The following is a 17,362-nucleotide window of genomic DNA, read 5'->3' on the forward strand; positions in this document are numbered from 1 at the left end:
CCATGAAGGCAGCGGTAATCCAGATGGTCAGCCAGGACGACGTGCAGTCCAACCTGCAGCGTGCCGGTGCCCTGTTGGAGCAGGCCGCGTCCGGCGGCGCACGGTTGGCGGTGCTGCCGGAAAACTTTGCCGCCATGGGGCGCAAGGACGCTGCTGCCATCGGCCGTGCCGAGGCCTTGGGGGAAGGGCCTATTCTGCCATGGTTGAAACGCACCGCCCGCGACCTCAAGTTATGGATTGTTGCCGGTACCTTGCCATTGCCACCGGTCGGCCAGCCCGATGCCAAGGCCCATGCGTGCTCGCTGTTGATCGATGAACACGGCGAGGTGGTGGCACGGTATGACAAGCTGCACCTGTTTGACGTGGATGTGGCCGACAATCGGGGCCGCTACCGCGAGTCGGATGACTACGCGCAGGGTGCTCTGGTGGTGGTGGCTGATACGCCGCTCGGGCGGCTTGGGCTTAGCGTGTGCTACGACCTGCGCTTTCCCGAACTGTACAGCGCGCTGCGCGCCGCCGGCGCGGAGCTGATCACCGCACCGGCTGCTTTTACTGCAGTGACCGGCGCAGCACATTGGGAGGTGCTGGTGCGAGCCCGGGCCATCGAAACCCAGTGTTATCTGCTGGCTGCGGCACAGGGCGGCGCCCACCCTGGCCCACGGGAAACCCATGGCCATGCGATGATCGTCGACCCTTGGGGACGCATTCTCGCAGAACAGGCGCAAGGTGAAGCGGTACTGCTTGCCGAGCGCGACATTGAAGAACAAGCGTCCATTCGGGCGCGCATGCCGGTGGTATCGCACCGGCGCTTTTTTTCGCAGGGCGCGTTGCGACCTGCGCATACCTCGGAGTGACTATGAGCCAGATGTTATCCACCGTCAGTGAGCAGCTCCTGGCCCCAGGCGGCTTGACCCTGGACAGCCTGCAGAGCGTGCTGGGTGAGTTGGCTGGCCCCGGCATCGACGCCGCCGACCTGTATTTCCAGGGCCAGATCTCGGAAACCTGGGCGCTGGAAGACGGCATCGTCAAAGAGGGCAGCTTCAACCTCGACCAGGGCGTGGGCGTGCGTGCCCAGTCCGGCGAAAAAACCGGCTTCGCCTACAGCAACGCGATCAACCTTGAAGCGCTGACCTCGGCAGCCCGTGCCGCCCGTTCGATTTCCCGTGCCGGGCAAAACGGCAGGGTGCAAGCTTTCCGCAGTCAGGAGGTGGCCGCCCTGTATACCGCGGACAACCCGTTGGACGTGCTCAGCCGTGCCGAAAAGGTCGAGCTGCTTAAGCGTGTCGATGCCGCCACCCGTGCTCTGGACCCGCGCATTCAGCAAGTCAGCGTGAGCATGGCCGGGGTCTGGGAACGCATCCTGATTGCTGCGGCCGATGGCAGCCTGGCTGCCGACGTACGCCCGCTGGTGCGCTTCAATGTCAGCGTCATCGTCGAGCAGAATGGCCGTCGCGAACGTGGCGGACAGGGCGGTGGCGGCCGTACCGACTACCGTTTCTTCACCGAAGAGCGGGTCATGGGGTATGCCCGCGAGGCGTTGCGCCAGGCCCTGGTCAACCTGGAAGCGATACCGGCACCGGCCGGTACCTTGCCGGTGGTGCTGGGCTCGGGCTGGTCGGGCGTGCTGCTGCATGAAGCGGTCGGCCACGGCCTGGAAGGTGACTTCAACCGCAAGGGCAGTTCGGCGTTCAGCGGCCGGATTGGCGAGAAGGTGGCGTCGAGCCTGTGCACCATCGTCGACGATGGCACCCTCGAAGGCCGCCGCGGTTCTCTGAGCGTGGATGACGAAGGCACCCCGACCGAATGCACCACGCTGATCGAGAATGGCGTGCTCAAGGGTTACATGCAGGACAAGCTGAACGCGCGCCTGATGGGCATGGCTGTGACCGGTAACGGCCGTCGTGAATCCTACGCGCACCTGCCGATGCCACGCATGACCAACACCTACATGCGTGCCGGCGAAAGCGACCCGCAGGAGATCATCGCGTCGGTGAAGAAGGGTATCTACTGCGCCAACCTCGGTGGTGGGCAGGTGGATATCACCAGCGGCAAGTTCGTGTTCTCCACGAGTGAGGCCTACCTGATCGAAGACGGCAAGATTACCGCGCCGGTGAAGGGCGCAACCCTGATCGGCAATGGTCCGGAGGCGATGAGCCGGGTTTCGATGGTCGGTAACGACCTGGCACTGGACAGCGGGGTAGGGACGTGCGGCAAGGACGGGCAGTCGGTGCCGGTCGGGGTGGGCCAACCTACCTTGAAACTGGATGCGATTACCGTGGGCGGTACCGGGGCTTGATGGTTTCGGGAACCGTTGTGGGAGTGGCGATGCCCACTCCCACAGCGGCCCAGCCTGTCAGCGTAGCCCGCGCTGCAACTCGTCGAGGTCGCGAATGTACTTGAACACCTTGCGCGCGGCGGCAGGCGGTTTGTTCCGCGCCTTCTCGTGCTGGGCATGGCGCACCAGCGAGCGCAACTGCTGGCGGTCGGTGTCGGGGTACTCGTTGACGAAGCGCTCGAGGTCTTCGTCGTTACCGTCGATCAACCGGTCACGCCAGCGCTCCAAACTGTGGAAGCGTTCGTTGTACTGGCGAGTCGAGCTGTCCATCTGCTCGAGCAGGGCGTGGATGGCATCGAGGTCTTGCACGCGCATGAGCTTGCCGACGAACGACATGTGGCGTTTACGGGCGCCATGAGCGGTGTGCTTGCTGGCTTCGGCCAGTGCCTTGCGCAGCTCGTCGGTCAATGGCAGGCGCGCCAAGGTATCGGCCTTGAGCGTGGTAAGCCGCTCGCCGAGTTCGACCAGCGCATGGAGTTCGCGCTTGATCTGGGTTTTGCTTTTTTCGCCGTCGAAGGCGTCGTCGTTTGAATCAACCATGGTGGCAGTCCGCTAGAAATCGCCGCCATGATAACCAGTCGGGGGCCGCTTGTCCGGCCCGGTCGTAGAATGACCCCAAGCCGTACGCAGAATTTGAGTGGAGAGAACCATGAGTGCAGTCCAGAGCGTAGGTCCGAAAGACTTGCCAGCATTGCAGGAACAGGTCGAGGCGATCATCGCCGAGGCGCGTCGTCAGGGGGCCAGTGCCTGCGAAGTGGCGGTGTCGCTGGAGCAGGGGCTGTCCACCACCGTGCGCCAGCGTGAGGTCGAAACGGTCGAGTTCAACCGCGACCAGGGCTTTGGTATCACCCTCTATGTCGGCCAGCGTAAAGGTTCGGCCAGCACCTCTGCCAGTGGCGCGGAGGCGATTCGCGAGACCGTCGCCGCAGCGCTGGCAATTGCCAGGCATACCTCCGAGGATGAATGCTCGGGCTTGGCCGACGCGGCGCTGATGGCGCGTGAAATCCCTGATCTGGACCTGTACCACGACTGGGATATCGAGCCCGAGAAGGCCATTGAAATGGCCCTGGCCTGCGAGGCGGCGGCGTTCGACGCCGACCCGCGCATCCTCAACGCCGATGGCACCACCCTCAATACCCACCAGGGCTGCCGCGTGTATGGCAACAGCCATGGGTTCATCGGTGGCTACGCCTCGACCCGCCACAGCCTGAGCTGCGTGATGATTGCCGAAGGCGACGGGCAGATGCAGCGTGACTACTGGTACGACGTGAACCGCCAGGGCAACCTGCTGGCCGACCCGCGCAGCATCGGCGTGCGCGCTGCCCAGCGTGCTGCCAGCCGCCTTGGCGCCCGGCCGGTGCCGACTTGCGAGGTACCGGTGCTGTTCTCGGCCGAATTGGCCGGTGGTCTGTTCGGTAGCTTCCTGTCGGCCATTTCCGGCGGCAACCTCTACCGCAAGTCGTCGTTCCTGGAGGGTACCATTGGTCAGCGTCTGTTCCCTTCCTGGCTGACCCTGGACGAGCGTCCGCATATTCCGCGTGCGTTGGGCAGCGCCGCGTTCGACGGTGATGGCCTGGCCACCTATGCCAAACCGTTTGTCGACAAAGGCGAGCTGGTGTCGTACTTGCTGGGTACCTATTCCGGGCGCAAGCTGGGTTTGCCAAGTACGGCCAATTCCGGTGGCGTGCACAACCTGTTCGTCAGCCACGGTATCGAAGATCAGGCCGCGCTGATTCGCCGCATGGGCCGCGGGCTGCTGGTGACCGAGCTGATGGGGCATGGCTTGAACATGGTGACGGGGGACTATTCCCGTGGTGCGGCGGGGTTCTGGGTCGAAAATGGCGAGATCCAGCATGCCGTGCAGGAAGTCACCATCGCCGGAAACATGAAAGACATGTTCCAGCAGATTGTCGCGATTGGCAGCGATCTTGAAACCCGCAGCAATATCCATACGGGCTCGGTGCTGATTGAGCGCATGACCGTTGCTGGTAGCTGATCGTTAGCCCGCGAACGGGCTGCTACAGGCTCTAAACTTTTTCTGCAAATCCTAAGACCCGGCCCTTGCGCCGGGTTTTTTGTTTCATCATCCCCTCTTGTAATGATTATGGTTGTCATTTAATAATAAATATCATTATCCGTTAACTCGGCGATGATGTTCATGAAACCCGTCCTCCGCGAACTGCCCTACCTGGAAAACTGGCGCTGGCTCAGCCGGCGTATTCGCTGTGCGCTCGAGCCCGACGAGCCGCGCCTGATCGAGCATTACCTGGCCGAAGGCCGCTATCTGGTGTGCTGCACCGAAACCTCGTCTTGGACGGTGGCGCTGACAGCGTTTCGCCTGCTGCTGGATACCGCCTGTGATCGCATGCTGCCTTGGCATTGGCGTTGCCTGTGCCTGGATCAGGCATGGCGTCCTCTGTTGGACCTGCGCAACCTCGACCGTCAGGAACAGAACCAGCGCTGGCAGCCCTACGCCTTGCAGTTGGCCAATTGCCGCCTGCTGCCTTCGATTTCTCCCGATGAACTGATGCAAGGATTTGATGATGAGTGATACCCGTATCGAGCGTGACAGCATGGGTGAGCTGCAGGTGCCGGTTCAGGCCCTTTACGGCGCCCAGACCCAGCGCGCGGTCGACAACTTCCCGATCAGCGGCCAGCGTATGCCGGCACAGTTCATTCGTGCCTTGTTGCTGGCCAAGGCCGCTGCGGCCAAGGCCAACGTCGAACTGGCGCAACTTTCTGCCGGGCAGGGTCAGGCTATCGTCAAGGCGGTTGAGCGACTGCTGGCCGAGGATTTCATCCAGCACTTCCCTGTCGATGTGTTCCAGACCGGCTCTGGCACCAGTTCGAACATGAACGCCAACGAGGTTATCGCCACCCTGGCTTCCCATGTACTGGGTGAGGCGGTCAATGCCAATGACCACGTCAACTGTGGCCAGAGCAGCAATGACATCATCCCGACCACCATCCACGTCAGCGCTGCGCTGGCCCTGCACGAGCAGTTGCTGCCAGCCCTGACGCACTTGGTGCAGGTGATCGAGGTCAAGTCGGCACAAGTACATCAGTACGTGAAGACCGGTCGTACTCACCTGATGGACGCGATGCCGGTGCGCATGAGCCAAGTGCTGGATGGCTGGGCTGCGCAGATCAATGCTGCCAAGGCGCACATCGAAGCGATGCTGCCGCACTTGCAGGCGCTGGCCCAGGGCGGAACCGCCGTGGGTACCGGCATCAATGCCCATCCGCAGTTCGCTGTCGGTTTCGCTCGCCAGCTCAGTGGCCTGACCAAGATCGAGTTCACGCCCGGCCAGAACCTGTTCGCCCTGATCGGCTCGCAGGACACGGCCGTGGCTTTGTCTGGCCAGCTCAAGACCACCGCCGTGGCGCTGATGAAGATCGCCAACGATCTGCGCTGGATGAACTCCGGCCCGCTGGCCGGTTTGGGCGAAATCGAGCTGCAAGCTCTGCAGCCGGGCTCTTCGATCATGCCAGGCAAGGTCAACCCGGTGATCCCGGAGGCCACTGCCATGGTCGCCGCCCAAGTGATTGGCAACGACGCGACCATCGCCGTCGCGGGCCAGGCCGGTAACTTCGAGCTGAACGTGATGCTGCCGGTGATCGCTCGCAACCTGCTGGAAAGCATCGAGCTGATGGCCAATGTCAGCCGCTTGCTGGCCGACAAAGCCATCGCCAGCTTCAAGGTCAACGAAGACAAACTCAAGGAAGCCCTCGCGCGCAACCCGATCCTGGTCACTGCGTTGAATCCGATCATCGGTTACCTCAAGGCCGCCGAAATCGCCAAGACCGCCTACAAGCAGGGGCGCCCAATCATTGATGTGGCGCTGGAGCACACCGATCTGTCCCGCGATCAGCTTGAAGCGCTGCTGGACCCGGAAAAGCTCACCGCCGGGGGTATCTGACACTGCGTCACCGCCCAGAACCCATGCCTACGGAATTCACTGACATGCACCATACCTTGCCTGCATTGCCATACGCCTACGACGCGCTGGAGCCACACATTGATGCCCAGACAATGGAAATCCACCACACCAAGCATCACCAGACTTATGTCAACGGGCTCAATGCCGCCGTTGAAGGTACCAAGTGGGCCGAATGGCCGGTGGAAAAACTGATCGCTGCCGTCAAGCAACTGCCGGAAGACCTGCGTGGCGCTGTGACCAACCACGGCGGCGGGCACGCCAACCACGGCCTGTTCTGGACTGTCATGTCACCTCAGGGCGGTGGCGAGCCCGTGGGTCTGCTGGCGCAAGCTGTCACTGCCCAACTTGGCGGTTTCGAGGCTTTCAAGGAGGCTTTCACCAAAGCCGCGTTGACCCGCTTCGGCAGCGGTTGGGCCTGGCTCAGCGTAACGCCGCAAAAAATGTTGGTGGTGGAGAGCAGCGGCAACCAGGACAGCCCGCTGATGCACGGCAATGTGCCGATCCTGGGCCTGGACGTGTGGGAACACGCGTACTACCTCAAGTACCAGAATCGTCGCCCGGAATACATCGGTGCCTTCTACAACGTCATTGACTGGGTGGAAGTCGAGCGTCGCTACCTCGAAGCCCTGAAGTGAGTCGGACCGGTATGCGCTCTTGGCGAGCTTTAGGCTGTGTACAGGCTTCTGTCTGATGATGGTGATGGATGCCGCGATGTCCTGACATTGTGCAAGCGCAGGTGTGCGAGGTCTATTCGCCTTCGTCAAAGAAGTTGTTGATCAGCTCGACCAGTGCGTCCATGGCGTCGCTGTCCTGCTCGCCCTCGGTATGCAGGTGCACCTGGGTGCCTTTGCCTGCTGCCAGCATCATCACCGCCATGATGCTCTTGCCATCCACCAGCTTGTCCGGGGCGCGGCCAACCCGTACCTGGCAGGGGAAGCGGCCGGCCACCCCGACGAACTTGGCTGCCGCCCGGGCATGCAGACCCAGCTTGTTGATGATGGTGATTTCGCGGGCGGGCATCGTGGGGCGGATCCTTGGGCTAGAGGTCGCGATGGCGGACCTGGACGTTTTTCAGGGTTTGCTGCAGCTGTCGACCAAGGCGCTCGGTGATGTACACCGAACGGTGATGGCCGCCAGTGCAGCCGATGGCGATGGTTACGTAGGCGCGGTTGCTGGCAGCGAAGCGGGGCAACCATTTGAGCAGGTAGCTGGAGATGTCGTTGTACATGTCTTCGACATCCGCTTGTGCAGCCAGGTAGTCGATCACGGGTTGATCGAGGCCCGAGTGCTCACGCAGTTCTGGCTTCCAGTAGGGGTTGGGCAGGCAGCGCACGTCAAAAACCAGGTCGGCGTCAACCGGCATTCCCCGCTTGAAACCGAACGACTCGACCAGAAACGCTGTGCCAGGCTCGGGCTGGTTGAGCAGGCGCAGCTTGATCGAGTCACGCAACTGGTACAGGTTCAGGTTGGTGGTGTCGATCTTCAGGTCGGCCAGGTCGGCAATGGGTCCCAACAACTCGCTTTCCACGCGAATCGCTTCCGCGAGCGAGCGGTTGGCGTTGGTCAGAGGGTGTCGCCGGCGGGTTTCCGAGAAACGTTTGAGAAGGACCTCTTCATCGGCATCCAGGTACAACACGTCGCACTGGATGTGCCGGGCGCGGGCTTCTTCAAGCAGTTCAGGGAAGCGTATCAGGTGGCTGGGCAGGTTGCGCGCATCGATTGACACCGCCACCTTGGGCTGCAGCAAATCGGTGTTGATCAGTGCATTTTCCGCCAACTGCGGCAGCAGCCCAGCGGGCAGATTGTCGATGCAATAAAAACCGCTGTCTTCCAGGACATCGAGGGCGGTGCTCTTGCCGGAGCCGGACCGGCCGCTGACGATGATCAGGCGCATGTTCAGTGCTCGTTCTGTACGTCCAGGACAACCTGGAACAGAGCCTCATTGCTGGTGGCCGCGCGCAGCCGATCACGAACCTCCTTGCGATCGAGCATGCTGGCGATCTGACGCAATAGCTCAAGATGGGCATCGGTGGCCGCTTCGGGCACCAGCAGCACAAACAGCAGGTCCACTGGCGCGCCATCGATGGCGTCGTAATCAATAGGGGCTTCCAGGTGCAGCAGAGCGCTGACTGGAGCTGAGCATCCTTCAAGGCGGCAGTGCGGGATGGCGATGCCATTGCCGAATCCGGTAGAGCCGAGCTTTTCCCGGGCTACCAGTTTTTCGAAGACGTCCTGCATCTCCAGTTCTGGCACTTGGTCGGCGATGACAGTGGCGACCTTTTCCAGGGCGCGCTTCTTGCTGCCGCCCGGCACGTTCACGAGGGAACGGCCGGGGGTCAGGATGGTTTCAAGTCGGATCATGGATGAGGGGGATCAGCGGGCAGCTGCACCTTGCAGCAGGCTTTGCTGTTTTTCCTTGTGTTTTTTCAGTTGGCGGTCGAGCTTGTCGGCCAAGGCATCGATCGCTGCATACATGTCTTCGTGTTCGGCGTTGGCTACCACTTCGCCGCCGGGAATCTGCAGGGTCGCCTCGACCTTCTGCTGAAGCTTCTCGACTTTCATGATTACCTGCACGTTGGTGATCTTGTCGAAGTGACTCTCCACGCGGGCGAGCTTTTCAAGCACGTAATCGCGCAGTGGCTGGGTGACTTCTACATGCTGTCCACTGATATTGACTTGCATACAGCTTCTCCTTTGTTGCCCGTGCATAAAGAGGCAGGTCTTGCACCTGCCACGAAAACGCTGTGGCTCATCTCAGGGGCTACATCAGTCGCTTGCGTTCGCTCGACGGTGCGATGCCGAGGGACTCGCGGTACTTGGCGACGGTGCGACGGGCTACCTGGATGCCTTGTGCCTCCAGTAAACCAGCGATCTTGCTGTCACTCAATGGCTTTTTCTGATTTTCCGCCGCAACCAGTTTCTTGATGATCGCGCGGATCGCCGTGGACGAGCATTCTCCGCCTTCGGAGGTGCTGACATGGCTGGAGAAAAAGTATTTCAGTTCGTAGATACCGCGCGGGGTGTGCATGTATTTCTGCGTGGTAACCCGCGAGATGGTCGATTCGTGCATGCCTACTGCTTCGGCAATGTCATGCAGTACCAACGGCTTCATCGCTTCGTCGCCGTGGTCGAGGAAGCCGCGCTGGTGCTCGACGATCTGCGTGGCCACCTTCATCAGGGTTTCGTTACGGCTTTGCAGGCTCTTGATGAACCAGCGCGCTTCCTGTAGCTGGTTGCGCATGAAGGTGTTGTCGGCGCTGGTGTCGGCACGTCGCACGAAGCCGGCGTACTGCGGGTTGACGCGCAGGCGTGGGATGGCTTCCTGGTTCAGCTCTACCAGCCAACGGTCGCTGTCCTTGCGCACGATGACGTCGGGCACCACGTACTCGGGCTCGCTGGACTCGATCTGCGAACCAGGGCGCGGGTTAAGGCTTTGCACCAGTTCGATGACCTGGCGCAGCTCGTCTTCCTTGATTTTCATCCGCCGCATCAGCTGGCTGTAGTCACGGCTGCCGAGCAGGTCGATGAAATCGGTGACCAGACGCTTGGCTTCGGTCATCCACGGGGTTGTAGCGGGCAGTTGGCGCAGTTGCAGCAACAGGCATTCGCCGAGGTTGCGAGCACCGACGCCAGCCGGCTCGAACTGCTGGATGCGGTGCAGTACTGCTTCGACCTCGTCCAGCTCGATATCCAGCTCCGGGTCGAAACCGGCGCAGATTTCTTCGAGGGTGTCTTCCAGGTAGCCCTGCCCGTTGATGCTGTCGATCAGGGTGACGGCAATCAAGCGGTCGGTGTCGGACATCGGCGCCAGGTTCAACTGCCACAGCAGGTGGCTTTGCAGGCTCTCGCCGGCCGATGTGCGTGTGGTGAAGTCCCACTCGTCGTCATCGTTGCTCGGCAGGCTGCTGGCGCTGGTCTGGTAGATGTCTTCCCAGGCGGTATCGACCGGGAGCTCGTTGGGGATGCGCTCGCTCCACTCACCGTCTTCCAGGTTGTCGGCGCTGACGGCGCTTTCCTGGAAGCTGTTGTCCTGAACTTCGGCGGCCGGCTTGTTCTCGGCGTTGTCGGCCATCGGGTCGCTGTTGTCGAAGTCTTCGCCGTCTTCCTGACGTTCGAGCATCGGGTTCGACTCCAGCGCTTCCTGGATTTCCTGTTGGAGGTCCAGGGTTGAGAGCTGGAGCAGGCGGATGGCCTGTTGCAACTGAGGAGTCATCGTCAGTTGCTGGCCCATTTTTAGGACGAGCGATGGTTTCATGGCAGGGGCTTAATACCTTGTTCGCCGGCGCGCATGCGCCATCCACTACACGAGGGCGCCGGAGCGCCAGATCAAGCAAGTTTTATGCCTTAAATTGTAGCGTTTGCCTAGAGTACCGTAACAACTTTACCCGCAGTCTCACGGCTGTTAGCCAGTACTTCAGGCGCTTGCCGGGTCAGAGGCGGAACTCATGGCCCAGGTAAACTTCTTTGACCAGATCGTTTGCCAGGATGGTTTCTGCGTCGCCTTCAGCGATCAGTCGGCCATCGTTGACGATGTAAGCGGTTTCGCAGATATCCAGCGTTTCACGCACGTTGTGGTCGGTAATCAGTACACCGATACCCTTGGCCTTGAGGTGGTGGATGATCTGCTTGATGTCGCCAACCGAAATCGGGTCGACACCGGCGAACGGTTCGTCCAGCAGGATGAACTTGGGCGCTGTCGCCAGGGCGCGGGCAATCTCGACGCGGCGGCGTTCGCCACCGGACAGGCTCATGCCGAGGTTGTCGCGGATGTGGCTGATGTGGAACTCCTGCAGCAGGCTTTCCAGCTCTTTGCGGCGGCCGTCCCGGTCGAGATCCTTGCGGGTCTCGAGGATGGCCATGATGTTGTCGGCTACCGACAGCTTGCGGAAGATCGAGGCCTCCTGCGGCAGGTAGCCGATGCCGGCGCGGGCGCGGCCGTGCATGGGCTGGTGGCTCACATCGAGGTTGTCGATCAGTACTCGGCCCTGTTCGGCCTGGACCAGCCCGACAATCATGTAGAAGCAAGTGGTCTTGCCGGCGCCGTTGGGGCCGAGCAGGCCGACGATCTGGCCGCTGTCGATCGACAGGCTGACATCACGTACTACCTGCCGCCCCTTGTAGCTCTTTGCCAGGTGCTGGGCTTTGAGGGTTGCCATTTACTCGGCCTTCTTCTTGGGCTGGATCACCATGTCGATACGCTGACGTGGTGTTGTCACGTTGCTACCGCGACCGGCGGTCGCCACCTGGGTCTGGGTGTTGTAGACGATCTTTTCGCCTTCGGTGGTGTTGCCTTCGTTCTCGACCTTGGCGCGGTCGGTGAGAATTACCAGGTCCTTCTGCGCCTGGTACTGGATGGTCACGCCCCAGCCTTTCATCTTGTCCGGCTTGGCTGCGCTCTGCTGCTGCTCGAAGTAGGCCAGGTTGCCCACCGAGGTCACCACATCGATGTCGCCGGAGGCGGAGCGGGTGATGGTCACGGTGTTGCCTTTGATCATCATCGAACCTTGGGTGATGATCACGTCACCGGTATAGGTGGCCACGCCTTGCTTGTCATCCAGGTGAGCCTGGTCGGCCTGGATGCGGATCGGCTGATCACGGTCATTCGGCAGTGCGAAGGCGCTCGCGCTTCCCAGTGCTGCGCTCAGGCTGAGCAAAAGGGGGAGAGTTTTAACGAGCCTCATACTGTCCTCTTACGTTAGAGAGCAGGTCCATCCTGCTTTCTTTCAAATACGCTTTCATTCCTTTGCCCGTAGTTGTGCCACCGGCGCCGTCGATTCTAACGGCTTGCTCGGTCTGCGCATATTGCTTCTGCGGGAACACGGTCATGCGTGAACTGGTAATGATGGTTTCACGCTGCTTTTCGTCGGTGCGCGCAATCCGTACGTTGTCGATCAGTTCGACCTCGGTGCCGTCCGGATTGACCTCGGCACGGGTGCTCTGCACGTGCCACGGGTATTCGGTGCCGCGGTACATGTGCAGATCCGGCGTAGTCAGCAACGTGATTTCGCTGGCCTTGAGATGCTCGACCTTGTCGGCGGTCATTTCGTACTGCAGCTTGCCGTCAGGCAGGAACTGCACACTGTGGGCGTTGATCGCATAGTAGTCGATGGCGCTTTCGTCTACCTTGGCCACCGGCTTGTCGAGGAAGCTTTCCGGGCTGACATTCCAGTAGCCGACCGCCGCCAGCAGGGCGGTAATCACTGCTAGCAGCGCAATAGTGCGGGCTTTCTTGCTGAACATGGGCAGCCTTACAGGTAATTGGCGTTGGCAGCGTCCAGGGTGCCCTGGGCCTGCATAATCAGTTCGCAGAATTCACGGGCTGCGCCTTCGCCACCGCGTGCCTGGGTCACGCCGTGGGCGTGCTGGCGAACAAACGGTGCGGCGTTGGCCACGGCCATGCCCAATGCCACCCGGCGAATGACCGGCAGGTCGGGCAGGTCATCGCCCAGGTAGGCTACTTGATCATAGCTCAGGCCCAGCTCCGCAAGCAGGCCGTCAAGCACGACCACTTTGTCCTCGCGGCCCTGGTACAGGTGCGGGATGCCGAGGTTCTTCGCCCGGCGCTCGACTACAGGGGTTTTGCGCCCGCTGATGATCGCGGTGGTCACGCCCGAGGCCATGAGCATCTTGATGCCCTGGCCGTCGAGGGTGTTGAAGGTCTTGAACTCACTGCCGTCTTCGAGGAAGTACAGGCGCCCGTCGGTGAGCACGCCATCCACATCGAACACTGCCAGCTTGACGGCTTTGCCCCGTTGCATGAGGTCCTGATTCATTCCATCGCTCCTTACATTACACCGGCGCGCAGCAGGTCGTGCATGTTCAGGGCGCCGGTCGGGCGGCCCTCGCGGTCTACCACCACCAGCGCGCCGATCTTGTGGTCTTCCATGATCTTCAGGGCTTCGGCAGCGAGCATTTCGGCGCGGGCCGTTTTTCCGTGCACGGTCATCACCTGGTCGATCAGAGTGGTGTGTATGTCGATGTTGCGGTCCAGGCTGCGGCGCAGGTCGCCGTCTGTGAATACCCCGGCCAGCGTGCCGTCGGCTTCGACGATCACGGTCATGCCCAGGCCCTTACGGGACATTTCGAGCAGTGCCTCTTTGAGCAGGGTGCCGCGGGCAACCTGGGGCAACTCGTTGCCGCTGTGCATCACGTTCTCGACCTTGAGCAAAAGGCGGCGGCCCAGTGCACCACCCGGGTGCGAGAAGGCAAAGTCTTCAGCGGTGAAGCCGCGGGCCTCGAGCAGGGCGATGGCCAGGCAGTCACCCAGCACCAGCGATGCCGTGGTAGAGGAGGTAGGGGCGAGGTTCAGCGGGCAGGCCTCTTGCTCGACGCGGGCGTCGAGGTTGACCTCGGCGGCCTGGGCCAGGGGCGAGTCCGGGTTGCCGGTCAGGCTGACCAGCTTGATGCCCAGGCGTTTGATCAATGGCAGCAGGGTGACGATTTCGGCTGTGCTGCCGGAATTGGACAAGGCAAGGATGACATCATCGCGCGTGATCATGCCCATGTCGCCATGGCTGGCCTCGGCCGGGTGGACGAAAAACGCTGGCGTACCGGTGCTGGCCAAGGTGGCGGCGATCTTGTTGCCGATGTGCCCGGACTTGCCCATGCCGACCACGACGACCCGGCCCTTGCTGGTCAGAATCAGTTCGCAGGCTTTGACGAAATTGTCGTCGATGCGCGCCAAAAGGGCCTCTACGGCCTCGAGTTCCAGGCGCAGGGTGCGTTGGGCGGATTGGATCAGCTCGCTGGATTGGCTCATGTCGAAAAAGCAATGCCTGAGGAAAAGGCGACGATTATACGCGCAATGATGAAAACCCTCACCTCCTCGATTGCTGTAGCGAATACCACCAAAGCCTGTCCCGGTGCTGAACGACTGCTTGCCCGGCCTTGGGGCGGCGCTGTCAGCGGTGCTATAGTTCGCCGCTATTCGGCCTGCCGGGATGTGTGTGCCTTCCAGATGGAGGCCGGCGTCCACTAGGACGAGGCTGCATTAGCAAGGAGTCTAGATGAGTGTGGATAGCGCCTACGCGGTCGAGTTGAAGGGTGTAACCTTCAAACGTGGTTCGCGCAGCATTTTCAGCAACGTCGACATCCGCATCCCGCGCGGCAAGGTCACCGGCATCATGGGACCATCGGGTTGCGGCAAGACCACGTTGCTCCGCCTGATGGGGGCGCAACTGCGTCCCTCCAGCGGTGAAGTATGGGTGGCCGGCCAGAACCTGCCGACGCTGTCGCGCAGCGACCTGTTCGACGCCCGCAAGCAGATGGGCGTGCTGTTCCAGAGCGGCGCGTTGTTCACCGACCTCGATGTGTTCGAGAACGTCGCGTTCCCGCTGCGCGTGCATACTCAGCTGTCGGACGAAATGATCCGTGACATCGTGCTGATGAAGCTGCAGGCCGTGGGGCTGCGCGGTGCCATCGACCTGATGCCCGATGAGCTGTCCGGTGGCATGAAGCGCCGCGTGGCGCTGGCCCGGGCGATTGCCCTGGACCCGCAGATCCTCATGTACGACGAACCGTTCGTCGGCCAGGACCCGATCGCCATGGGGGTACTGGTGCGCCTGATTCGCCTGCTCAACGATGCCCTGGGCATCACCAGCATCGTGGTTTCCCATGACCTGGCAGAAACCGCCAGCATCGCCGATTACATCTACGTGGTAGGTGACGGCCAGGTGCTGGGCCAGGGGACGCCTGATGAGCTGATGGGCTCGGACAATCCACGGATCCGCCAATTCATGAAAGGCGACCCGGATGGCCCGGTTCCCTTCCACTTTCCCGCGCCTGATTACCGCGCCGACCTGCTGGGGGCGCGTTGATGCGCAGAAAATCCTTACTCGAACGTGTCCGCCTGCTGGGCCGGTCGGCAATCGACGTGCTGGCCGTGCTCGGGCGTTCGTGCCTGTTCCTGTTCCATGCGCTGGTCGGTCGCGGCGGCATTGGTGGCGGCTTCCAGCTGCTGACCAAGCAGTTGTACTCGGTGGGCGTGCTGTCACTGGCGATCGTCGTCGTGTCCGGGGTGTTCATCGGCATGGTGCTGGCGCTGCAGGGTTACAGCATTCTGACCAAGTACGGCTCGGAGCAGGCGGTAGGGCAAATGGTCGCCCTGACCCTGCTGCGTGAACTTGGCCCGGTGGTAACGGCGTTGCTGTTTGCCGGTCGTGCCGGATCCGCGCTGACCGCCGAAATCGGCAACATGAAGTCCACCGAGCAGTTGTCGAGCCTGGAAATGATCGGTGTCGATCCGCTCAAGTACATCGTTGCTCCACGCCTGTGGGCAGGTTTCATCTCGCTGCCGCTGCTGGCGCTGATCTTCAGCGTGGTCGGTATCTGGGGTGGCTCGTGGGTGGCGGTGGACTGGCTGGGCGTCTACGAGGGTTCGTTCTGGGCCAACATGCAGAACAGTGTTTCGTTCACTGACGACGTGCTCAACGGGCTGGTCAAGAGCCTGGTATTTGCTTTCGTCTCGACCTGGATCGCCGTATTCCAGGGGTACGACTGTGAGCCCACTTCAGAAGGGATCAGTCGTGCAACCACCAAGACCGTGGTCTATGCCTCGTTGGCAGTGCTGGGTCTGGACTTTATTCTGACCGCCTTGATGTTTGGAGATTTCTGATGCAAAACCGCACCCTGGAAATCGGTGTCGGCCTGTTCCTCCTGGCCGGGATCCTGGCGCTGCTGCTGCTGGCCCTGCGTGTCAGCGGGCTGTCGGCCAGCCCGACCACTGATACCTATAAAGTTTATGCGTACTTCGACAATATCGCCGGTTTGACGGTCAGAGCTAAAGTGACCATGGCTGGTGTGACCATCGGCAAGGTCACCGCCATCGATCTGGACCGTGATTCCTACACCGGTCGGGTGACGTTGCAGCTGGACAAGTCGGTCGATAACCTGCCGACCGACTCCACTGCCTCGATCCTGACCGCCGGTTTGCTTGGTGAGAAGTACATCGGCATCAGCGTGGGCGGTGAAGACGATGTCCTCAAGGATGGTTCAACCATCCATGACACTCAGTCGGCACTGGTGCTGGAGGATCTGATTGGCAAGTTCCTGCTCAACTCTGTTGGCAAGGAACCGAAAGAAGCGCAACCGGCTAATTAAGGAGTATCCATGATTTCGATCCTGCGACGTGGCCTGCTAGTGCTACTGGCGGCCTTCCCCCTGCTGGCCCTGGCTGCGCAGACACCGCACGAAGTGGTTCAGGGCACCACCAATGAACTGCTCGGCGACCTCAAGGCCAACAAGGAGCAGTACAAGTCCAACCCCAACGCCTTCTATGACTCGCTCAACCGCATTCTTGGCCCGGTGGTGGATGCTGACGGTATCTCGCGCAGCATCATGACCGTGAAGTACTCGCGCAAGGCGACCCCGGAGCAGATGCAGCGCTTCCAGGAGAACTTCAAGCGCAGCCTGATGCAGTTCTATGGCAATGCCTTGCTTGAGTACAACAACCAGGGCATCACCGTCGACCCGGCCAAGGCCGATGACGGCAAGCGCGCCAGCGTCGGCATGAAGGTCACCGGCAACAACGGTGCCGTGTACCCCGTGCAGTACACCCTGGAGAACATTGGTGGCGAGTGGAAGGTGCGTAACGTGATCGTCAACGGCATCAACATCGGCAAGCTGTTCCGTGACCAGTTCGCCGATGCCATGCAGCGCAACGGCAACGACCTGGACAAGACCATCGACGGCTGGGCCGGCGAAGTGGCCAAGGCCAAGCAGACTGCTGACAACTCGCCAGAGAAGAGCGTCAAATGAGCGAGGCTGCTGTAAGCATGGCCGAGCCGGGCGTGCTGCGTCTGGCTGGCGTGCTGGATTACCGCAGCGGCCCGGCCTTGCGCAAGCAGGGCAAGGTGCTGATCGATGGCTCGCGGGAGCCGCGACTGGTGCTTGATTGCTCGGCTGTCGAGAAGTCGTCGAGTGTCGGCCTGTCGCTGTTGCTTGCGTACATTCGTGATGCTCAGGCCACCGGCAAGGCGTGCGAGGTGCGTAGCATGCCCGACGACATGCGGGAAATTGCCGAGGTCTATGATCTCGATGAAGTGCTGGCAAGCTAGTGGCCAGGCACGGATGATGGCCCCTCGGTCAG

The 17,362-nt window shown here is 61.4% G+C and carries 22 protein-coding genes; 11 read left to right on the forward strand and 11 right to left on the reverse strand.

Translation table 11 applies throughout. The features are described 5' to 3' along the window. Positions 1-2: 2 nt before the first annotated feature. Both AC3B5Q_RS04530 and tldD read left to right on the forward strand, forming a co-directional pair. Positions 3-854 (forward strand): carbon-nitrogen hydrolase family protein, encoded by an 852-nt coding sequence (locus AC3B5Q_RS04530; protein ID WP_021781847.1) that lies wholly within the window; start codon positions 3-5, stop codon positions 852-854. A 2-nt stretch (positions 855-856) separates the two neighbouring features. Continuing rightward, positions 857-2,296 carry a metalloprotease TldD gene (gene tldD / locus AC3B5Q_RS04535; RefSeq protein ID WP_021781848.1) on the forward strand — a complete coding sequence of 480 codons (1,440 nt, stop codon included), beginning with the start codon at positions 857-859 and terminating at the stop codon, positions 2,294-2,296. 57 nt (positions 2,297-2,353) lie between these two features. Here tldD and yjgA read toward each other — a convergent pair whose 3' ends face one another. Further along, positions 2,354-2,875, reverse strand: coding sequence for a ribosome biogenesis factor YjgA (gene yjgA, locus AC3B5Q_RS04540; protein ID WP_003255152.1), 522 nt, complete (start codon positions 2,873-2,875; stop codon positions 2,354-2,356). 109 nt (positions 2,876-2,984) lie between these two features. Between yjgA and pmbA the strand changes: the two genes are divergently transcribed. The 4 genes from pmbA to AC3B5Q_RS04560 all read left to right on the forward strand — a co-directional run bounded on the left by pmbA (position 2,985) and on the right by AC3B5Q_RS04560 (position 6,911). Continuing rightward, the gene (pmbA, locus tag AC3B5Q_RS04545) at positions 2,985-4,331 is read left to right on the forward strand and encodes a metalloprotease PmbA (protein ID WP_021781849.1); all 1,347 of its coding nucleotides are present in this window, start codon (positions 2,985-2,987) and stop codon (positions 4,329-4,331) included. 153 nt (positions 4,332-4,484) lie between these two features. Then, entirely contained in the window at positions 4,485-4,886 is a 402-nt protein-coding gene (locus AC3B5Q_RS04550; RefSeq protein WP_021781850.1) for a hypothetical protein, read from the forward strand. Further along, complete coding sequence (locus tag AC3B5Q_RS04555; RefSeq protein WP_031321956.1) at positions 4,879-6,255, forward strand: class II fumarate hydratase; 1,377 nt, start codon at positions 4,879-4,881, stop codon at positions 6,253-6,255. The genes AC3B5Q_RS04550 and AC3B5Q_RS04555 overlap by 8 nt, the downstream gene beginning before the upstream one ends. Positions 6,256-6,299: 44 nt before the next feature. Continuing rightward, positions 6,300-6,911, forward strand: coding sequence for a superoxide dismutase (locus tag AC3B5Q_RS04560; protein ID WP_021781852.1), 612 nt, complete (start codon positions 6,300-6,302; stop codon positions 6,909-6,911). Between the two features lie 112 nt (positions 6,912-7,023). Here AC3B5Q_RS04560 and AC3B5Q_RS04565 read toward each other — a convergent pair whose 3' ends face one another. The 10 genes from AC3B5Q_RS04565 to AC3B5Q_RS04610 form a co-directional block, all read right to left on the reverse strand. After that, positions 7,024-7,296 (reverse strand): HPr family phosphocarrier protein, encoded by a 273-nt coding sequence (locus tag AC3B5Q_RS04565; RefSeq protein ID WP_010952144.1) that lies wholly within the window; start codon positions 7,294-7,296, stop codon positions 7,024-7,026. Between the two features lie 19 nt (positions 7,297-7,315). Continuing rightward, on the reverse strand, positions 7,316-8,170 hold the full coding sequence (gene rapZ, locus AC3B5Q_RS04570) for an RNase adapter RapZ (RefSeq protein ID WP_021781853.1): 855 nt from the start codon (positions 8,168-8,170) through the stop codon (positions 7,316-7,318). A 2-nt stretch (positions 8,171-8,172) separates the two neighbouring features. Continuing rightward, a complete protein-coding gene (gene ptsN, locus AC3B5Q_RS04575; RefSeq protein WP_003255137.1) occupies positions 8,173-8,637 on the reverse strand; it encodes a PTS IIA-like nitrogen regulatory protein PtsN in 465 nt (154 codons plus the stop codon). 12 nt (positions 8,638-8,649) lie between these two features. Then, the gene (gene hpf, locus AC3B5Q_RS04580) at positions 8,650-8,958 is read right to left on the reverse strand and encodes a ribosome hibernation-promoting factor, HPF/YfiA family (RefSeq protein WP_003255135.1); all 309 of its coding nucleotides are present in this window, start codon (positions 8,956-8,958) and stop codon (positions 8,650-8,652) included. Between the two features lie 79 nt (positions 8,959-9,037). Continuing rightward, the gene (locus AC3B5Q_RS04585; RefSeq protein ID WP_028697418.1) at positions 9,038-10,531 is read right to left on the reverse strand and encodes an RNA polymerase factor sigma-54; all 1,494 of its coding nucleotides are present in this window, start codon (positions 10,529-10,531) and stop codon (positions 9,038-9,040) included. 175 nt (positions 10,532-10,706) lie between these two features. After that, positions 10,707-11,432, reverse strand: coding sequence for an LPS export ABC transporter ATP-binding protein (gene lptB, locus AC3B5Q_RS04590; RefSeq protein ID WP_003255132.1), 726 nt, complete (start codon positions 11,430-11,432; stop codon positions 10,707-10,709). Next, entirely contained in the window at positions 11,433-11,957 is a 525-nt protein-coding gene (gene lptA, locus AC3B5Q_RS04595; RefSeq protein WP_021781855.1) for a lipopolysaccharide transport periplasmic protein LptA, read from the reverse strand. After that, on the reverse strand, positions 11,944-12,516 hold the full coding sequence (lptC, locus tag AC3B5Q_RS04600) for an LPS export ABC transporter periplasmic protein LptC (RefSeq protein ID WP_021781856.1): 573 nt from the start codon (positions 12,514-12,516) through the stop codon (positions 11,944-11,946). The genes lptA and lptC overlap by 14 nt, the downstream gene beginning before the upstream one ends. 8 nt (positions 12,517-12,524) lie before the next feature. Continuing rightward, entirely contained in the window at positions 12,525-13,049 is a 525-nt protein-coding gene (locus tag AC3B5Q_RS04605; protein ID WP_021781857.1) for a KdsC family phosphatase, read from the reverse strand. 11 nt (positions 13,050-13,060) lie between these two features. Beyond that, a complete protein-coding gene (locus AC3B5Q_RS04610) occupies positions 13,061-14,035 on the reverse strand; it encodes a KpsF/GutQ family sugar-phosphate isomerase (protein WP_021781858.1) in 975 nt (324 codons plus the stop codon). A gap of 247 nt (positions 14,036-14,282) precedes the next feature. On the opposite strand from AC3B5Q_RS04610, the gene AC3B5Q_RS04615 reads away from it, so the two are divergent. The 5 genes from AC3B5Q_RS04615 to AC3B5Q_RS04635 are packed head-to-tail and all read left to right on the forward strand — an operon-like array spanning position 14,283 to position 17,330. Continuing rightward, the gene (locus tag AC3B5Q_RS04615) at positions 14,283-15,092 is read left to right on the forward strand and encodes an ATP-binding cassette domain-containing protein (protein ID WP_012270662.1); all 810 of its coding nucleotides are present in this window, start codon (positions 14,283-14,285) and stop codon (positions 15,090-15,092) included. Next, positions 15,092-15,889 (forward strand): lipid asymmetry maintenance ABC transporter permease subunit MlaE, encoded by a 798-nt coding sequence (gene mlaE, locus AC3B5Q_RS04620; RefSeq protein WP_003255125.1) that lies wholly within the window; start codon positions 15,092-15,094, stop codon positions 15,887-15,889. Before AC3B5Q_RS04615 ends, mlaE begins: the two co-directional genes overlap by 1 nt. Next, positions 15,889-16,374: an outer membrane lipid asymmetry maintenance protein MlaD gene (gene mlaD, locus AC3B5Q_RS04625; protein ID WP_003255124.1), complete on the forward strand. Its 486-nt coding sequence runs from the start codon at positions 15,889-15,891 to the stop codon at positions 16,372-16,374. Before mlaE ends, mlaD begins: the two co-directional genes overlap by 1 nt. 9 nt (positions 16,375-16,383) lie before the next feature. Then, a complete protein-coding gene (locus tag AC3B5Q_RS04630; protein ID WP_021781859.1) occupies positions 16,384-17,031 on the forward strand; it encodes an MlaC/ttg2D family ABC transporter substrate-binding protein in 648 nt (215 codons plus the stop codon). Continuing rightward, a complete protein-coding gene (locus AC3B5Q_RS04635) occupies positions 17,028-17,330 on the forward strand; it encodes an STAS domain-containing protein (RefSeq protein WP_021781860.1) in 303 nt (100 codons plus the stop codon). Before AC3B5Q_RS04630 ends, AC3B5Q_RS04635 begins: the two co-directional genes overlap by 4 nt. Positions 17,331-17,362 lie beyond the last annotated feature (32 nt).

Source organism: Pseudomonas sp. D5(2026) (assembly GCF_057766845.1).